Origin of the sequence: Streptomyces cylindrosporus (assembly GCF_022698165.1) — a bacterium.
Lineage (GTDB): Bacteria > Actinomycetota > Actinomycetes > Streptomycetales > Streptomycetaceae > Streptomyces > Streptomyces cylindrosporus.
In genome coordinates this window covers 101,475-118,672 of the sequence record NZ_JALDAY010000001.1, presented here as the reverse complement: position 1 = coordinate 118,672, position 17,198 = coordinate 101,475, and the positions used below count along the sequence as shown (strand labels likewise).

The window sequence follows — 17,198 nt, the reverse complement described above, 5'->3', positions numbered from 1 at the left end:
CCTCACAACGGTTCCGGGAGCGAAGGCCGCGTTCCCGCCGCCATGTGGATGCCGTCGATCAGCGCCGCGTACGCCGCGATCATTCTCGTACGGCTGAAGCGTTCGCGGCTTGCTTCCAGGGCGGGGGCGAGATCGGTGCGGGAGGCGACCGCCTCCGACCACGCCGACGCGATGAGCTCCGGGTCCGGCGGGGTGACGAAGCCGTGGCCCGCGACGATCGCCGCGCTGTCGCCGACGTCCGTGGCCACCGGTACCGCGCCGCACATCATGCCCTCGACCAGGCACAGCGGGGCCGCCTCGCCCCAGGAGGAGGTGAGGGCGACCACGTCGGCGGCGGCGTAGACGTGCTCCATGTCGTGGCGGACGCCGAGGCGGTGGAGGCGGGACGCCGGCCCCTGCTCCGCCCCGAACGCGGCCTCGATGTCCGCGTCCAGGCCCGGGTTGGCGGCCGTCATGCCGGCGCCGCACATCAGGACGTGGCCCTCCGGCTCCCGGTCGAGCCAGGCCCGGGCGGAGCGCAGGAACAGCGGCACGTTCTTCATCGCGTCGTAGCGGGCGGCGAAGGCGACCACCGGGGCGTCGGCGGGGATGTCGAGGGAGGTGCGCAGGGCCAGCCGGCGGGCCGGGTCGGGGCGGAACCGCTCCAGGTCGACGCCGTTCGGGATGACGTGCAGCAGCTCGGCCGGGATGCCCGCGGCCTGGTAGGCGGCCCGGGTGGACTCGGCGCAGCACACGCACGCGACGACCGTGCCGTCGGCGATGGCCGCCTTGAGCTCGTCGAGCGCGCTGCCCTGGTTCTCCGGGTCGGAGCGGTGCAGGCAGACCACGACCGGGCGGCGCGGCAGACCCGACTGGTTGAGCAGCCGCAGGGGCTGTTCCTTGAGGGAGAGGATGACGTCCGCGTCGGCCGTGGCCCGCGCGGTATCGGCCAGTTCCGGGCCGGTGAAGACGGCCGGATCACCGCTTGCGGGGAAGACCCTCCCCAGGGAAGCGACACCCACCCCGGCCGCGGTCAGCGACCGGTAGCAGGCGTCGCTCTCCATGCGCTGCCGGGTGGCCTCCCGGTGCACCTCGCTGTGGATGCTCAGCACGCGATGGTGCTGGCCACCCTCCTGTAGTCCCAGTACGACATCGCTGTGGACGATCCGGGCCCCGCCGGAGAAGAAGCCCTCGTAGACCGAGAGCACGTGCAGTCCGCGCCTTGCACGCACACGACCACCCGCCTTGCACAAATCGAGCCATCCCCGTGAAGTGCGGGTTAGCCGATATGAGGCGGCATGAATATTGCGTACGGATTAACTCGGCGCTTCGTGTCGGAGTCTCCTCGATTACGGGCGCTACCCGGCGGTCATTTACCGCAGAATTCCGCCTCCATCACCGCCTTGTCATCCCCCGTCCAGTCCCCGTTGAAGTTGAACGCGAGGGAATGCCTGCCGTCCGCCGTCGCCGAGACGACCGTGTTGGAGCCGTGGATGCCGCCGTCGTGGCCCCAGACGTGGACGCCGCAGGACAGGGTGCGGTCCCCGAGGCCGAGGCCGTAGCGGGCGTTCGGGTTGCCCTTCACCGGGACGGTGGTCTTCATCTCCTTGAGCTGCCGCGGCGGCAGCAGGGCACCCCTGAGCAGGGCCGACAGGAAGCGGTTCAGGTCGGCGCTGTCGGAGATCATGTCGCCGGACCCGGCGGCGATGGTGGGGCTGAGTTCGGTGACGTCGTACGACGGTCCCGTCGTCGATTCCGCCAGCTTGGAGTAGGCGCGGCTGCTGGGCCGCGGGAGCGTGGTCCGGGTGCCGGGGACCGAGGTGCCGGTCAGGTGGAGGGGCTCGATGATCCGGTGCCGTATTTCCGCGCCGTACGAATTCCCCGTGGCCTTTTCGATCACCATCGCGGCCAGGAGGTAGTTGGTGTTGGAGTAGCCGTAGGAGGTGCCCGGTTCGAACTCCGGCGCGTGGGACATGGCGATGGCCAGCAGGTCCTGCGGGGTCCTTCGGTCGTAACGGTGCTCGAAGAAGCTGTCCTTGACGAAATACGTGCTGACGAATGTGTCGTCCTCGGTGTAATTGAAGATGCCGCTGGTGTGGTCGAGGAGTTGCCGGAGGGTGATCCGGCTGCCGTCGTGGCCGTGGCCGTGGACCGCGCCGGGCAGCCACTTCTCCACCGTGTCGTCCAGCGACAGCCGGCCCTCGGCCTCCAGTTGCAGGAGCACGGTGGCCACGAAGGTCTTCGTGATGCTGCCGATCCGGTAACGGTCGTACGGCGAACGGGACTTGCCGGTCCGGATGTTCCCCACGCCGGCGGTCGTCGACCAGGTGCCGTGCGCGTCCCGCACGGACGCCGTCACCCCGGGGACGCCGTCCTTGACGGCGGCCTCGACGGCCCGCCGGGTCGCGTCGTGGCCGCCGGCGGGCGTGGCCGCGAGGGCAGGGCCCGCCAGGGCCGCCGACAGCGCCACGGCCGTGGCCGCCACCAGCATCGTACGAACATGTCCGCTCATGTCTTGGTCTCCCCCTGGGCCTGATGGCTCGGACGGCTCGATGGTCGCGAGCCGGTCGGGGGGACAGACCCGGCCCACAGCGCCGCGGTTGAGGCGCTGTGGGCCGGTTGAGCGGGAATCAGCCCTTTTTGAGGACCAGTTCCGTGTTGCGGTCGTTGGCGTCGCCGCCGAGGACCTTGCTGGCGCCGGGGGCGTTGTAGGAGAGCTCCCGGTAGAGGGCGGCGAGGCCCGTCTGGGTGAGGTCGGAGAAGTCGGTGCGGTGCGGGGCCGCGGACTCGACCAGGGTGGTGAACAGGGAGAGCGTGCCGTCCTTGTTGTCGGCGATCTCGATGACGCGCGCGAGCTGCGGGTAGTCCACGTGCGAGGCGGTGGAGATCTCCCAGAAGGAGCGGCCGTCGGGGGCCGAGTGCGGGGTGATGTCGTTGCGGTGGATGTGGCCGTTCACCCAGGCGAGGACGTTGGCGTGGCTGCCGAGGAGGGCGACCACCTCCTCGCCGCCGTGTCGCCGCTCGTCGGGGTGGGCCGGGTCGCGGTGGCTGGTGTTGTCCATCGTCTTGCTGGTGTGGTGGCTGAAGACGATGGCGTACGAGTCCTTGTTGTCCCGCAGCTGCTTGTCGAGCCACTTCAGCTGGGCGGTGCCGATGGAGCCCTCGTAGTGGCCGCCCGGGTCGGTGGTGTCGAGGCTGATGCCGATGACGTCGTCGGCGATGCGGAAGGTGTAGTACTGGGTGCCCGCGTCGAGGTTGGCGCTGGAGTAGCCGTGGCCGACGGGGCCGACACCGCGGTAGGCCGGGTCGAGGTGGGCCTTGAGGTAGTCGGCCGGGGTGTACGGGGCGCGCTTGTCGTCCGGCGTGACCGAGCGCATGTCACGGCTGTGCGCCTTGAGGAAGTCCCGGAAGGCGAGGCCCTTGGGGTCGTCGCCGGCGCTGATGTGGGCCTGGAGCTTCTTCGAGTCGGCCACGGAGACGGACATCAGCTTCCGGCCGCCGACGGCGTACTCGGCGAGCCAGGAGTCGCCGTGGCCGTAGCAGCCGAGCGGCATGGCGTCGTGGTTGCCGACGGTGGAGTACCAGGGCAGGTTGAGGCCGGGGCTGCGGACCTCGCGGATGGCGGCGGCGAGGAAGCCGTTCAGGTGCGGGAAGCCGAGCTGCTTGTCGCCGTCGCGGACGGCGGAGTCGGCCTGCCAGTACAGCTTGAGCCCGCTGTTCTGGACGCCTTCGTAGTGCCGGGGGTCACCGGAGTTGGGCTGGATCCGCCCCCCGCTCATGATCTTCAGGAACCACTCCAGCTCGGACTTGGCGTTGTTGTCCGTGTTGTCGCCGGTGGTCATGGCGAAGTGGAGCGGGGAGCCGGTGACCGGGGCGCCGCGCAGGGCGTTGATCCGCTCGACCAGGGACACGGCGCCCTGCACGGTCAGCGCCTCGTGCGGGCGCCAGGAGTGCGGGTTGGTGGCCCGCAGGTACTCCAGGCGCATCGGGTGCTGGGCGTCGATCAGGTGAAGGTCGGTGAGCTGCACGAAGGCCGCGAGTGCGGTACGGCGGCCGGCGCGGCCCGTCTTGGGGGCGGCGAGCTCGCTGCGCACGACGCGGGACCAGCCGGGGCCGTCGCCGAGGCGGCGGTACGGCGCGCTGGTGCGCGGGGCGGCGACCGTGGCGAGGGTGGTGCCCTTGGTGTACGGCGCGAGCGGGGCCGACTCGACCTGGCGGGAGTGCGCCACGGTGGCCTCGTGGGCCTCGCCGGCGGTGGTGGCGGCCTGGCTGTCGGTGGGCCGCAGGGCGTAGCCGATGCCTGCGGAGACGGCTGCGGCGCCGGTGGCGGCGAGGACGGTACGGCGGTTGATCGCCGGGGTGGCGGCGACGACAGAGCGTATGCGCGACATGGCGCGATCTCCCCGAGTGCGAACGCGTCGGCAGTGGTCGCGGGTCGTCGCTGTCGCGAACTTCCCGCTCGTACTGGATGCTTGGCACCGGGGATGACCTGCGCGTGAACGAGACGGCAACGCGCAGCGCCGATCACCGTACGTGGATCTAGGAGCCCCCTGTGCGCCCTTGAGCGTGCTTCGGGCGGACGGGGGGCGGTTACGGAGTGTTCATCTTCCCGGGTAGGGGGAGGGCTCCAAGTGGCCCGTGACGGGACGCTCCCGCCACAGCGCCAGCCCCACGTCGACCAGCCCCACCCGGTTCAGCCCCGCCACCTCCCCCAGCGGATGCCATGCCGCCAGGTCCGTGGAGCCGCCCACCTCGGGGCGGAGTTCGCCGCCTGTCACCCGGGCCTCGTAGACGAGCCTCAGCGCGTGGCGGTCGACCTCGCGGCCGAAGCGGTGGTGGGTGGTGAGGCGGAACGAGTGCACGCCCAGCAGGCCGGTGATCTCGACGTCGTAGCCCGTCTCCTCCTCCACCTCCCTCAGCACGGTGTCGTACGGGTCCTCACCGTGTTCCATGCCGCCACCCGGCAGGGTCCACTCCGGCTTCCCGTCGTCGTCGATCCCGCGGGCGAGCAGGAGTTGGTCGTCGCGGACGCATACGGCGTAGGCCGCCACCCTCAATTTCCTTCGCACACGCGGACGTTAGTCCGCCGGGACCGGATTGGCAGGCGAGTATTCCGGCTCCGACCAGCGCAGTGGGAGCGCCGAGGGTGTCTCCGTCGCCTCCGTCAGCTCGAAGCGCACCCTTCGTGCGCCGTCCGCGCCGAACAGCGTCCTCGCCTCGCCGGTCAGCTGGAGCGTCGTACCCGTCGTCCAGTCCAGGAACAGCAGGCCCGCGCGGGAGTCGGAGCGGATGTTGCCGAGCGTCAGGAACATGGAGTTGCCCGGGTAGTCGCGCCAGCTCAGGGCGCGGGGTGAATCGACTCGCACGAAGCCCGGGTTGCCGCCCCTGTGGCTGACGTCCGCGCCTTCCTCGTGCACCGTCGCGATGAAGAAGGTGTCGGCCGATGCGATGAACCGCCTCTGGTGTGCGGTCAGTTCGGTGCCGCGGCGCGGGTCCTTCGCGCCCCGGTCCGCCACCACCTCGTACGACTGTCTCCGCTGGATGTACTTCGGGCAGTTGGAGAAGACCCGGTCCGCCGAGATCGCCAGTCCCCTCGGCGTCGGCCGGAGTCTGCCGTTCAGGCGCATGCGGCGGCGGGTGCGGGGGTCCAGGGCGATCGTGCCGATCCGTACGCCCTCCGTTGCCAGCGCCGGCGCCAACGGGTCCCCCGGCCGCACTCTGCCCGTCACCGACATCTGGTGCGGGGTCGTCGCCCGTGCGAAGCCGGGTGCGCCGGTCACCGGTGACGCCCACACCCTGGCCGTCTCGGGGTCCGCCGCGCCCAGTACTAGCAGTGGCTGGAGTTCCAGGAAGGCCGCCGCGACCGGCTTGATCCCGTCTCCTATCGCCCTGCCGACGTGGTCGGCCGTCTCGCGCACGCCCACCCGGTCCTGGAGCGCGCGGGAGCCCTCGTGATAGACGGGCATGGCTAGAAGAAACCGCAGGTGGGGGCGGATTCGTTCGGCACGGGCGCTCCCTTCGCGCCGCTCGGCACCGAGATCTCCAACCGCGTCCCGTCGGGGTCGTGGAAGAAGATGCCGCCCGAGGCCGCGCCCTCGCGGTGGGCCACCACTCCCTCGTACGCGAAGTCGGCGCCGTACGCCCGCAGCGCCTCCTCGTACTGACGGACCCGGTCAATGGAGTCCGCCTCCAGGGCCAGGTGGTGCAGGCCGGCGCGGGCCCCGTCGTATCCGCCGCTCGCCTGCTGCCACAGCGTGAGGACGAGTCGCTCGCCGTCGCCCAGGAACGCGTACCGCCGGTCCTCCTCCTTGCCCTCGCCCACGAGCACGAAGCCCAGGACGTCCCGGTAGAAGGCGAGCGAACGGTCGAGGTCGGTGACGTTCAGGCCTGTGTGGCCGGTGCGCAAGGTCATGGGGATCCCCTCTGCCGGATCGACGACATCTATAACCCTTGACTCTGATGTTAGCGGTTAGAATTCGGGAATGTCAACCGGTCACGTAACCTTTAGCGGTTAGCCGGAAGGAGATCCCCATGACCGCCGCCCCCGACCCGCGCCCCCTCACCGGTGAGCCGCTCGCGCTCGATCTGCTCAACACGCGGTGGATGAAGGAGGGGGTCGTGCAGGACCTGCTCCGTGACGTCGACGGGCTGGCCGTGTGGCTCGATGCCAACGGGCTGGACCACACCGCCGACGAGGAGACCCTGGGGCACGTCCTCCAGGCGCGCGACGCGCTGAGGAAAGCGGTGGACGGGGAGGACGTGGCCGCCGTCGACGCCGTGCTCGGGCATGGCCGGATCCGGGCCACGCTCACCGTCGACGGGCCCGGGGAGCTGCCCGAGTTCGGGGACCCCTCGTGGGGGCCCGCCTGGCTCGCCGCACGCAGTTATCTGGAGCTGCTCACCATCGCCCCGGACCGCATCCGCGGCTGCGCCCACGAGTCCTGCATCCTGCACTTCTTCGACACCTCACGGAACGGCACCCGCCGCTGGTGCTCCATGGCAGCCTGCGGGAACCGGGCCAAGGCGTCCCGGCATTACGCGCGCTCGAAAGATGCGTGAACCAGCCCGCAACTGACGGGTGATTTGCCGGATTTCGCGCCTGATAACACCAAAGAGCACCGGGGGTTTTCCCCATACATCCATCTCGATTCGGTCAACACTTCCCAAACAACTGTCCCTTGCGTAAAGCTGTGCGGTCGTTCACGCACGTTCCTTTACCTACAAGGGATGCCGATGACCCTCACCCCCCAGAGACGCGTGGCCCGAATAGCCGTGGCCGCCGGTCTCGTCGCCGCGCTCTCCGCGGCCGGGCCGATACCCATGGCCTTCTCCGCCGACGACCCGTCCACCACCGCCCCGACCGACGGCGCCGTCAAGTCCGCACAGGACAAGCTCGGTTCCGACGACGCCGACCTGCTCGCCGAGGCCAAGGCCGCCGGCGACAAGAACGTCACGATGATGATCGCCACCGCTCCCGGGCAGACCGAGCAGGTCGCCGAAAAGCTGGACGCGGTCAAGGGCGGCTCGGTCGGCCGGACGTACGACAAGGTCGGTTACGTCCGTGCCACCGTCCCGACCTCGAAGGCGGACTCGGCCATCGCGGCCGCCGCGAAGCTCTCCTCCGTGCACGGCATCGACCTGCGCGAGGAGATACCGCTGGACGACCCGAGCGCCGCGAGCACCGCCAAGTCGGCCTCGGCGAGCCCCACTTACCCGGCTCCCGGCAAGAAGACGCCCGCCGCGAACCCGTACAACCCGTCCTTCGAGACGGGCGCCGTCGACTTCGTCGAGGACCACCCGAAGGCGGACGGCCGCGGTGTCACCATCGGCATCCTCGACTCCGGCGTGGACCTGGGGCACCCGGCCCTGCAGAAGACCACCACCGGCGAGCGGAAGATCGTCGACTGGGTGACGTCGACCGACCCGATCCTCGACGGCGACGCCACCTGGCGGCCGATGGTCACGAGCGTCTCCGGTCCGACCTTCACCTACGGCGGAAAGACCTGGACGGCGCCCGCCGGGTCGTACCAGGTCAGCACCTTCAGCGAGTCCGCCACCACGGGCGGCGACGCGAAGGGCGACGCCAACCGGGACGGCGACACGACCGACAAGTGGGGCGTGCTGTACGACGCCGCCGCCGGGACCGTCACCGTCGACCTGAACAACAACTACGACTTCTCCGACGACACGCCGATGAAGCCGTACAAGGACGGTTACCAGGTCGGCTACTTCGGCACCGACGACCCGTCCACCGACGTCGTGGAGCGCCAGCCGTTCGTCGTGCAGATCCGCAAGGACGTGCCGATGGACCCGTACGGCGGCGACTGGGTCGGCCAGAAGCGGGACTTCGTCAACATCGGTGTCATCGAGTCCGAGCACGGCACGCACGTCGCCGGCATCACCTCCGCCAACGGCCTGTTCGGCGGCAAGATGAACGGCGCCGCTCCGGGCGCGAAGATCGTCTCCTCGCGCGCCTGCACCTGGACCGGCGGCTGCACCAACGTCGCGCTCACCGAGGGCATGATCGACCTGGTCGTCAACCGCGGGGTCGACATCGTCAACATGTCGATCGGCGGTCTGCCGGCGCTCAACGACGGCAACAACGCCCGTGCGGAGCTGTACACGCGCCTCATCGACACCTACGGCGTGCAGCTGGTGATCTCCGCGGGCAACTCCGGCCCGGGCGCGAACACCATCGGCGACCCCGGCCTGGCCGACAAGGTCATCTCGGTCGGCGCCACCATCTCCAAGCAGACCTGGGCCGCCAACTACGGCTCCCAGGTGACCAGGTCGTACCAGATGATGCCCTTCTCCTCGCGCGGTCCGCGTGAGGACGGCGGCTTCACGCCGACCCTGTCCGCGCCGGGCGCCGCGATCAACACCACCCAGACCTGGCTGCCGGGCTCCCCGGTCGCCGAGGCGGGCTACTCGCTGCCGGCCGGCTACTCGATGCTCCAGGGCACCTCGATGGCGTCCCCGCAGGCCGCGGGCGCGAGCGCGCTGCTGCTCTCCGCCGCCAAGCAGAAGCACATCGAGCTGACGCCCGCCACCCTGCGCACGGCCCTCACCTCAACTGCCAAGCACATCAAGGGTGTTCAGGCGTACGAGGAGGGCGCGGGCCTCATCGACATCGTCGACGCCTGGGACTCGATCCGGGACGGCGCGACCGCGCACGACGCTGTGCTCAACAACTACGCCGTGAAGGCGCCGGTCGACACCGCGATCGACTACGCGCTGAAGACGCCGGGCTTCGGCACGGGCCTGTACGACCGCGAGGGCGGTCTCAAGGCCGGTGACAAGAAGACGTACGACGTCACGATCACCCGGACCTCCGGCTCCGAGAAGGCCGTCTGGCACGAGCTGAGCATCGAGAACAACGCCGGTGACACCTTCCGGATCGCCGGCAAGGGCTGGGTGAAGCTGCCGCTGAACCAGCCGGTCACCGTCAAGGTGCAGGCGAACCCGAGGTCCGCGGGCATCAAGAGCGCGATCCTCGACGTCGACGACCCGAGCACCGAGGGCGTCGACAAGCAGATCCTCACCACCGTCGTGGTCTCGGCGCCGGTGAACTACACCTGGTCCGCGTCCAACTCCGTGCAGCGCAACAGCACGCAGTCGTACTTCGTGACCGTGCCGGAGGGCGCCAAGTCCCTGGAAGTCGCGATCAGCGGGCTCAAGGACAAGAGCCAGACCCGGTTCATCGCGATCCACCCGTACGGCGTCCCGGTCGACAACTCCGGCACTCCGTACTGCTACCCGAACTACCTCGACGGCAACGGCTGCCGCCCCGACGTGCGTTCGTACGCGGACCCGCAGGCCGGTGTCTGGGAGATCGAGGTCGAGTCGCGCCGGACCTCGCCGCTGCTCGACAACCCGTACAAGCTGAACGTCGCCGTCTACGGCGCGGCCTTCGACCCGGAGACCGTGACCGTCCCGGAGGCCAAGGTCGGCACCCCGGCCGCCGTCTCCTGGAAGGTGACGAACAAGCTCGCCGCGATCGACGGCAAGCTCGCGGGCGGCCCGCTGGGCTCCGCCAAGTCGGCCCGTCCGACCATCAAGGAGGGCGAGACCCAGGTCACCACGGTCGAGGTGCCCGCGGGCGCCAAGTCCCTGGACGTCGCCATCGGCAACGTCTCGGACACCTCCGCCGACCTCGACCTGACGGTGAAGAACGCCGCCGGCACGGTCGTCGGCTCCTCCGCCGACGGCGACTCGGAGGAGGCGGTCTCCATCGCCTCGCCGGCCGCCGGTACGTACACCATCGAGGTCGCGGGCTACTCCGTCCCGGCCGGCTCGACCGCGTACGACTACCAGGACGTGTTCTTCTCCGCCGCCCTGGGCACCGTCACGGTCGACGAGTCGACCCCGGTGAAGCTCGGCACGGGCGCCTCGGCGACCGTCTCCGCGAACGTCACCGCCGCGGCGGCCGCTCCGGAGGGCCGTGAGTTCTTCGGCCAGGTCCAGCTGGTCAACGCGAACGGCACGGTCGCGGGCCTGGGCAGCGTGAAGATCGAGAAGGTCACGCCGTAGTAGATGGTGGTACGGCGATGAGGGCGGGCGTCCACCGGGCGCCCGCCCTTTCTCATTCGCACGGCACGGCGGACGCCTCCGGCAACGCCCGTGCCAGCGCGGCCCGTTCGCGGGCTATGGCCTTCTCGCCGGTGAGAACGTAGTCCGGGGTGGAGGCGTGGCGCGGTACGGCGACCAGGACGTGGTCGCCCTTGCGCAGGGGCGCGGACAGCGCCTCCTCGTCGACGGTCAGGGTGAGCTGCGGCTTCGTCCTCTCCGGTGTGTACGAGCGGGTCACGTGCAGGGTGATCCGCTCCTGGCCGGCCTCTCCCGCGACCCGCTGTACGGCCGTCACGTCCCCCTCCGCGACCAGCCGGGTGCAGGCGAGGTAGCCGGGGCTGGAGAAGGGGGAGCCCGCCGCGGAGTCCGCCGCCTTGCCGCCCGCCTCCGCGCTGCTCGCGCCGGCGTCGTCGGCGCCCCCTCCGGCCTGTCCGACCAGCCAGATCATCCCGGAGAACACTCCCCCGACGGCGGCGACGGCGAGGCCCGCGAGGGCGAAGCGGCGCACGGCACGCCGGTTGCGGGGCGCCCGGGGAGCCGTCCGCCGCGGACGCCGGGCGCGTGGCCGCCGTACCGGCGCCGTCGCCTCCAGCGCCTGCTCCTCGGCCAGCGCGTCCCCGATCATGCCGAGCTGTTCCCGCAGCAGCGCCACGTCGGCCTCGGCGGCGCGGTGCTCGGCGCGCAGCTCCGCGCCGGCGCCGTCCGGCAGCGGCTCCCCCGTGATCGCGGCCATCAGCGCGTCGGGGCCGTCGTACTCCCCGTGGGTCTCGTGTCCGGCGGTCATCTCACACCACCTCGTCCTCGTGCAGGCGGGCGCGCAGGGCCCGTACCGCGGTGTGCAGCCTGCTCTTGACCGTGCCCTCGGGGACGCCCAGCTCCTGGGCGATCGAGCGGACCGGCAGATCGGCGTAGAAGCGCAGGACGAGGACCTGGCGCTGGGCGTCGGGCAGCTCGTCCAGGCCCTGGGCGACCGCCAGCGAGAGCACGCTGCTGTCCTCGCCCGACGGGTGCTCCAGCTGCCTCAGCGAGGCCAGGCGCTCGCCGATGCGCTCCTGGCGGCGCTGGGCGCGGTGCCAGTCCATGGCCAGGTTGGAGGCGACGACGGCCGCCCAGGCGGAGACGTCGCGCGGCGCCTCGTACCCCTTCGCCGCCCGCTCCAGGAGCCGCAGCCGGACCTGCTGCACCCCGTCCGGCAGGTCCGTCTGCGGCACCCCGCCCAGCGCGAGCACCGCCCGCACCCGGCGTTCCTGAGCCGCGTCCAGAGGATCCCCGTGATCGTCCTCCTGGGCCCGGCGGGCCTTTCTGCGCAGCACAAGCCACCCCCCTCACCGCGTTTCCTCTACGACGCTCCGGCGCACGGAAACGTTCGGCGCTCACGCCGGGAGTTTCACCGAGGCGTACGTCACACCCGTCGGCGTCCCATTCCTCGGGCATGGAGCGCAAAGAATTGGACAGGCGGACCCGGGTCGGCCGCATGATGGAAAAGCCGCAGACATGCAGAGAACACCTAAGGGAGTCGCCGTGAGGGTCGGAATCGTCGGAGCCACCGGTCAGGTCGGCACGGTCATGCGCAGGATTCTGGCGGAACGGGACTTTCCGGTCACCGAGCTGCGGCTGTTCGCCTCGGCGCGTTCGGCGGGGTCGGTCCTGGACGGCGTGACGGTCGAGGACGCGGCGACGGCCGACTACTCCGGTCTGGACATCGTGCTGTTCTCCGCGGGCGGCGTGACCTCGAAGGCGCTGGCCGAGAAGGTCGCCGCGCAGGGCGCCGTCGTGATCGACAACTCCTCCGCCTGGCGCAAGGACCCCGAGGTCCCGCTGGTCGTCTCCGAGGTGAACCCGCACGCGATCGCCGACCGCCCCAAGGGCATCATCGCCAACCCGAACTGCACGACCATGGCCGCGATGCCGGTCCTGAAGGTCCTGCACGCCGAGGCCGGCCTCGAAGCGCTGGTCGTCGCCACCTACCAGGCGGTCTCCGGCTCCGGCCTCGCGGGCGTGGCCGAGCTGCACGGCCAGGTGCAGAAGGTCGTCGCCGACGCGGACAAGCTGACGCACGACGGCGGCGCGGTCGACTTCCCCGAGCCCGGCGTCTACAAGCGCCCCATCGCCTTCAACGTGCTCCCCTTCGCGGGCAACCTCGTCGACGACGGTCTGAACGAGACCGACGAGGAGCAGAAGCTGCGCAACGAGTCCCGCAAGATCCTGGAGATCCCCGAGCTCAAGGTCTCCGGCACCTGCGTGCGCGTCCCGGTCTTCTCCGGGCACTCCCTCCAGATCAACGCCCGCTTCGCCCGCCCGATCTCCCCCGAGCGCGCGACGCAGCTGCTCGCCGCTGCCCCGGGGGTCGCGCTGTCCGACATCCCGACCCCGTTGCAGGCCGCCGGCCAGGACGCGTCCTTCGTGGGCCGCATCCGCCGCGACGAGACGGTCGACAACGGCCTCGCGCTGTTCGTCTCCAACGACAACCTCCGCAAGGGCGCGGCGCTGAACGCCGTGCAGATCGCGGAGCTGGTGGCGGCCGAGCTGAAGCAGGCCTAGGGCCTGCGCACCTCGTAGAGGAAGCAGCCGTACTCGACGGCCCGGACGTGGACCAGCGCCACGGCCGGGTCGGCGAACGCCTTCCGGAACGCCTCGTCGCCGGCCGCGTCCACCAGCTCGCCGCCGAGGATGCGCCCGTCGGCGGAGTAGCGGCGGACCGTGCGGTGCGCGTCGGGGAAGGGGTAGCCGTCGAGGTCGGGGCCCGGGCACTCGTCCGCGTGGACGAAGACGGGGCCCTGCTCGTCGTACGCCCCGGGCTCGGCACCCGTCTCGGCCGCCCACCGCCGCAGCGGCGCGTACGAGACGAGGGCGATCCGCTCCCCCGGCTCGCTGCGGCGCAGACAGCAGCGGAGCGGGGCGCCGCCCTCGTCGTCGACCACGGGTGCCATCGGGCGGCCCGCGTCGTCGGCGGTGCGGAGTTCCTTGAGGACGGACTGGTCGATGGGCCGTGCGGTGTAGGTCGTCGTCATGTGTTCCAGGCTGGCCCGTGCGGGCCCGGATGACCGGCGGGAATCGGACATGGCGCTGCGGCGGCGCCGATCGGTGATCCATCGGGAAAACCCTCGTCGCCCTCCCCACGGTCACGTGGAAGGATGGCCGAACCCACCCATAACGAGGAGATGACCGCGTGCCTGGCACAAACCTGACTCGCGAAGAGGCGCAGCAGCGGGCGAAGCTGCTCACCGTTGACTCGTACGAGATCGATCTCGACCTCTCCGGCGCGCAGGAGGGCGGTACCTACCGGTCCGTGACCACGGTGCGCTTCGACGTCACGGAGACCGGCGTCGAGTCCTTCATCGACCTGGTCGCCCCCACGGTCCACGAGGTGACCCTCAACGGTGACCCGCTCGACCCGGCCGAGGTCTTCAAGGACTCGCGGATCGCGCTGCCGGGCCTGCTGGAGGGCCGCAACATCCTGCGGGTCGTCGCCGACTGCGCGTACACCAACACCGGTGAGGGACTGCACCGCTTCGTCGACCCCGTCGACCAACAGGCCTATCTCTACACCCAGTTCGAGGTCCCGGACGCCCGCCGTGTGTTCGCGTCCTTCGAGCAGCCGGACCTCAAGGCCACCTTCCAGTTCACCGTGAAGGCGCCGAGCGGCTGGACCGTCATCTCCAACTCGCCGACGCCGGAGCCCAAGGACGACGTCTGGGTCTTCGAGCCGACGCCGAGGATCTCGTCGTACATCACGGCGCTGATCGTCGGCCCGTACCACAGCGTGCACAGCGTGTACGAGAAGGACGGGCAGTCCGTGCCGCTGGGCATCTACTGCCGGCCCTCGCTCGCCGAGTTCCTCGACTCGGACGCGATCTTCGAGGTCACCCGGCAGGGCTTCGAGTGGTTCCAGGAGAAGTTCGACTACGCGTACCCGTTCAAGAAGTACGACCAGCTGTTCGTGCCGGAGTTCAACGCGGGCGCGATGGAGAACGCGGGCGCGGTGACCATCCGCGACCAGTACGTCTTCCGGTCCAAGGTGACCGACGCCGCGTACGAGGTGCGCGCGGAGACCATCCTGCACGAGCTGGCGCACATGTGGTTCGGCGACCTGGTCACCATGGAGTGGTGGAACGACCTGTGGCTGAACGAGTCGTTCGCCACCTACACGTCGATCGCCTGCCAGGCCTACTACCCCGAGTCGCGCTGGCCGCACTCCTGGACGACGTTCGCCAACTCCATGAAGACGTGGGCCTACCGGCAGGACCAACTGCCCTCCACCCACCCGATCATGGCCGAGATCAACGACCTCGACGACGTCCTGGTCAACTTCGACGGCATCACGTACGCCAAGGGCGCGAGCGTCCTCAAGCAGCTCGTGGCGTACGTCGGCATGGACGAGTTCTTCGCGGGCGTGCAGGCCTACTTCAAGCGCCACGCGTTCGGCAACACCCGCCTGTCCGACCTGCTGGGCGCGCTGGAGGAGACCTCCGGGCGCGACCTGGGGAACTGGTCGCAGAAGTGGCTCCAGACCGCCGGCATCAACATCCTGCGCCCGGAGATCGAGACGGACGCGGACGGCGTCATCACCTCCTTCGCCATCCGCCAGGAGGCCCCGGCGCTCCCGGCGGGCGCGAAGGGCGCTGTATCCGATGATGCGGCTCCGCCGCGTGGGACGCTCCGCCCCCACCGCATCGCGGTCGGCCTGTACGAACTCGACGAGGACAGCGGCAAGTTGGTCCGCGACGAGCGCGTCGAGCTGGACGTCGACGGTGAACTCACCGCCGTACCGCAGCTGGTGGGCAAGCGCCGTCCGGCGGTCGTGCTCCTCAACGACGACGACCTGTCGTACGCCAAGGTCCGCCTGGACGAGCAGTCCCTCGCGTTCGTCACCGAACACCTCGGCGACTTCGAGTCCTCGCTCCCCCGCGCCCTGTGCTGGGCCTCGGCCTGGGACATGACCCGGGACGCCGAACTCGCCACCCGCGACTACCTCTCCCTCGTCCTGTCGGGCATCGGCAAGGAGTCCGACATCGGTGTCGTGCAGTCGCTGCACCGCCAGGTCAAGCTCGCCATCGACCTGTACGCCGACCCGGCCGCCCTGGAGGCCCTGCTGACCCGCTGGACCGACGCGACGCTCGCGCACCTGCGCTCCGCCGAGCCCGGCAGCGACCACCAGCTGGCGTGGGCGCGGGCGTTCGCGGCGACCGCCCGTACGCCGGAGCAACTGGACCTCCTGGAGGCCCTGTTGGACGGTTCGCAGACGGTCGAGGGCCTGGCCGTCGACACCGAGCTGCGCTGGGCGTTCGTCCTGCGGCTGGCCGCTGTGGGCCGCTTCGACGAGGCGGAGATCGCGGGCGAGTACGAGCGGGACAAGACGGCCGCGGGTGAGCGGCACGCGGCCGGCGCCCGTGCCGCCCGCCCGACCGCGGAGGCGAAGGCGGAGGCCTGGGCCTCGGTCGTGGAGTCCGACAAGCTCCCGAACGCCCTCCAGGAGGCGGTCATCGGCGGCTTCGTCCAGACCGACCAGCGCGAGCTGCTGGCGCCGTACACGGACAAGTACTTCGAGGCGGTCAAGGGCATCTGGGACTCCCGCTCGCACGAGATGGCCCAGCAGATCGCCGTCGGCCTCTACCCGTCGATCCAGGTCTCCCAGGAGGTCCTCGACAAGACGGACGCCTGGCTGGCCGAGAACGAGCCGGGCGCGGCCCTGCGCCGCCTGGTCTCGGAGTCCCGCTCGGGCGTGGAGCGCGCGCTGAGGGCGCAGGCGGCGGACGCACAGCAGTAGCAGCCGTACTCGTCCGTACGACGACGAAGGGCGCCCGGAGTCACTCCGGGCGCCCTTCGTGTGTCCTCACCGCACGACCATTCCGCCGGTCACGTTGACGAAGGTGCCGGTCAGGCCGGCCGCGTGGTCGGAGGCGGCGAAGACCGCGGTGGCGGCGACCTCCGCGAGGGTGGGGTTGCGGCGGGTCATGCGCATCGACGCGAGGTTGTCGACGATGCCCTGCACGGCGGCCTCGTCGATGGCCGGGTTGACCGCGGACAGCTTCTCGACGGTGAACGTCTCGGGCACCCCGGCCGCCCACAGCCCCACGGCCCGCACCCCGCGCGGCCCCAGTTCGATCGCCAGATTCCGTACGAGCGTGTCGATCGCGGCATCGGCCGGTCCCGTGCCGCCCATCATCGGACTCCCGTGCGCGGAGCCGCTGTTGAGGGCGAGGATGACGCCGGAGCCGCGCTCGGCCATACGGCGGCCGGCGGCCCGGGCGGTGATGAAGTTGGCGCGGGCGCCGTTGATCACGGGCCGCAGGAAGTCGTCCACGGCCATGTCGGTGAGCGGGGCGCCCTGCACATCGCCGCGCGTGACGAGGTTGAAGGACACGTCCACGTCCCCGACCCCGGCGAGGTGCTCCTCGACGGCCGTCTCGTCGAGCGCGTCGACGACGGCCACCTCGGCGTCCTTGATGTCCGCGGCCACCGCCTCCAGGGTCTCGCGGGTGCGTCCGACGAGATGGACGCGGGCGCCCTCGGCGGCGAAGGCACGGGCGACCGCACCGCCGATCGAGCCGCCGGCGCCGTACACGATCGCGGTCTTGTCGGTGAGCAGCATGGTGATCTCCTTGCGTTCCGGGGAGCGTGTTCCGTATCGGTCGGTCATACAGACGCAC

The 17,198-nt window shown here is 70.6% G+C and carries 14 protein-coding genes; 4 read left to right on the top strand and 10 right to left on the bottom strand.

Features of this window, described 5'->3' with window-relative positions; all coding sequences use genetic code 11:
* Nucleotides 1-2: 2 nt before the first annotated feature.
* From MQP27_RS00515 to MQP27_RS00490, 6 genes are all read right to left on the bottom strand, one after another.
* Complete coding sequence (locus MQP27_RS00515; protein WP_242761296.1) at nucleotides 3-1,187, bottom strand: glycosyltransferase; 1,185 nt, start codon at nucleotides 1,185-1,187, stop codon at nucleotides 3-5.
* A gap of 161 nt (nucleotides 1,188-1,348) precedes the next feature.
* Nucleotides 1,349-2,491: a serine hydrolase domain-containing protein gene (locus tag MQP27_RS00510; RefSeq protein ID WP_242759018.1), complete on the bottom strand. Its 1,143-nt coding sequence runs from the start codon at nucleotides 2,489-2,491 to the stop codon at nucleotides 1,349-1,351.
* 118 nt (nucleotides 2,492-2,609) lie between these two features.
* Nucleotides 2,610-4,370, bottom strand: a complete 1,761-nt coding sequence (locus MQP27_RS00505; protein ID WP_242759017.1) for a TIGR03767 family metallophosphoesterase — start codon at nucleotides 4,368-4,370, stop codon at nucleotides 2,610-2,612.
* A 210-nt stretch (nucleotides 4,371-4,580) separates the two neighbouring features.
* The gene (locus tag MQP27_RS00500; protein ID WP_242759015.1) at nucleotides 4,581-5,048 is read right to left on the bottom strand and encodes an NUDIX hydrolase; all 468 of its coding nucleotides are present in this window, start codon (nucleotides 5,046-5,048) and stop codon (nucleotides 4,581-4,583) included.
* A gap of 9 nt (nucleotides 5,049-5,057) precedes the next feature.
* Nucleotides 5,058-5,945: a pyridoxamine 5'-phosphate oxidase family protein gene (locus MQP27_RS00495; protein WP_242759013.1), complete on the bottom strand. Its 888-nt coding sequence runs from the start codon at nucleotides 5,943-5,945 to the stop codon at nucleotides 5,058-5,060.
* A gap of 2 nt (nucleotides 5,946-5,947) precedes the next feature.
* Nucleotides 5,948-6,391, bottom strand: a complete 444-nt coding sequence (locus tag MQP27_RS00490) for a VOC family protein (protein WP_242759012.1) — start codon at nucleotides 6,389-6,391, stop codon at nucleotides 5,948-5,950.
* 119 nt (nucleotides 6,392-6,510) lie between these two features.
* On the opposite strand from MQP27_RS00490, the gene MQP27_RS00485 reads away from it, so the two are divergent.
* Nucleotides 6,511-7,038 carry a CGNR zinc finger domain-containing protein gene (locus tag MQP27_RS00485; protein WP_242759011.1) on the top strand — a complete coding sequence of 176 codons (528 nt, stop codon included), beginning with the start codon at nucleotides 6,511-6,513 and terminating at the stop codon, nucleotides 7,036-7,038.
* 174 nt (nucleotides 7,039-7,212) lie between these two features.
* Complete coding sequence (locus MQP27_RS00480) at nucleotides 7,213-10,509, top strand: S8 family serine peptidase (RefSeq protein WP_242759010.1); 3,297 nt, start codon at nucleotides 7,213-7,215, stop codon at nucleotides 10,507-10,509.
* Between the two features lie 52 nt (nucleotides 10,510-10,561).
* On the opposite strand, the gene MQP27_RS00475 is transcribed toward MQP27_RS00480, so the two are convergent.
* A complete protein-coding gene (locus MQP27_RS00475) occupies nucleotides 10,562-11,332 on the bottom strand; it encodes a hypothetical protein (RefSeq protein ID WP_242759009.1) in 771 nt (256 codons plus the stop codon).
* A gap of 1 nt (nucleotide 11,333) precedes the next feature.
* Nucleotides 11,334-11,861, bottom strand: a complete 528-nt coding sequence (locus tag MQP27_RS00470; RefSeq protein WP_242759008.1) for an RNA polymerase sigma factor — start codon at nucleotides 11,859-11,861, stop codon at nucleotides 11,334-11,336.
* 208 nt (nucleotides 11,862-12,069) lie between these two features.
* Between MQP27_RS00470 and MQP27_RS00465 the strand changes: the two genes are divergently transcribed.
* Entirely contained in the window at nucleotides 12,070-13,089 is a 1,020-nt protein-coding gene (locus MQP27_RS00465; RefSeq protein ID WP_242759007.1) for an aspartate-semialdehyde dehydrogenase, read from the top strand.
* On the opposite strand, the gene MQP27_RS00460 is transcribed toward MQP27_RS00465, so the two are convergent.
* Nucleotides 13,086-13,559, bottom strand: a complete 474-nt coding sequence (locus MQP27_RS00460; protein WP_242759005.1) for a DUF1203 domain-containing protein — start codon at nucleotides 13,557-13,559, stop codon at nucleotides 13,086-13,088. The two genes, MQP27_RS00465 and MQP27_RS00460, sit on opposite strands and share 4 nt — an antisense overlap.
* 158 nt (nucleotides 13,560-13,717) lie before the next feature.
* Here MQP27_RS00460 and pepN point away from each other — a divergent pair, with 158 nt between their 5' ends.
* Nucleotides 13,718-16,315 (top strand): aminopeptidase N, encoded by a 2,598-nt coding sequence (gene pepN / locus MQP27_RS00455; RefSeq protein ID WP_242759003.1) that lies wholly within the window; start codon nucleotides 13,718-13,720, stop codon nucleotides 16,313-16,315.
* Nucleotides 16,316-16,381: 66 nt separating this feature from the next.
* On the opposite strand, the gene MQP27_RS00450 is transcribed toward pepN, so the two are convergent.
* The gene (locus tag MQP27_RS00450) at nucleotides 16,382-17,140 is read right to left on the bottom strand and encodes an SDR family NAD(P)-dependent oxidoreductase (protein ID WP_242759002.1); all 759 of its coding nucleotides are present in this window, start codon (nucleotides 17,138-17,140) and stop codon (nucleotides 16,382-16,384) included.
* Nucleotides 17,141-17,198 lie beyond the last annotated feature (58 nt).

What these genes read in the sequence shown, in the direction of transcription:
- MQP27_RS00510 (WP_242759018.1), bottom strand. Translation starts at nt 2,491, where the DNA reads ATGAGCGGACATGTTCGTACGATGCTGGTGGCGGCCACGGCCGTGGCG.
- MQP27_RS00505 (WP_242759017.1), bottom strand. Translation starts at nt 4,370, where the DNA reads ATGTCGCGCATACGCTCTGTCGTCGCCGCCACCCCGGCGATCAACCGC.
- MQP27_RS00495 (WP_242759013.1), bottom strand. Translation starts at nt 5,945, where the DNA reads ATGCCCGTCTATCACGAGGGCTCCCGCGCGCTCCAGGACCGGGTGGGC.
- MQP27_RS00490 (WP_242759012.1), bottom strand. Translation starts at nt 6,391, where the DNA reads ATGACCTTGCGCACCGGCCACACAGGCCTGAACGTCACCGACCTCGAC.
- MQP27_RS00485 (WP_242759011.1), top strand. Translation starts at nt 6,511, where the DNA reads ATGACCGCCGCCCCCGACCCGCGCCCCCTCACCGGTGAGCCGCTCGCG.
- MQP27_RS00480 (WP_242759010.1), top strand. Translation starts at nt 7,213, where the DNA reads ATGACCCTCACCCCCCAGAGACGCGTGGCCCGAATAGCCGTGGCCGCC.
- MQP27_RS00475 (WP_242759009.1), bottom strand. Translation starts at nt 11,332, where the DNA reads ATGACCGCCGGACACGAGACCCACGGGGAGTACGACGGCCCCGACGCG.
- MQP27_RS00460 (WP_242759005.1), bottom strand. Translation starts at nt 13,559, where the DNA reads ATGACGACGACCTACACCGCACGGCCCATCGACCAGTCCGTCCTCAAG.
- MQP27_RS00450 (WP_242759002.1), bottom strand. Translation starts at nt 17,140, where the DNA reads ATGCTGCTCACCGACAAGACCGCGATCGTGTACGGCGCCGGCGGCTCG.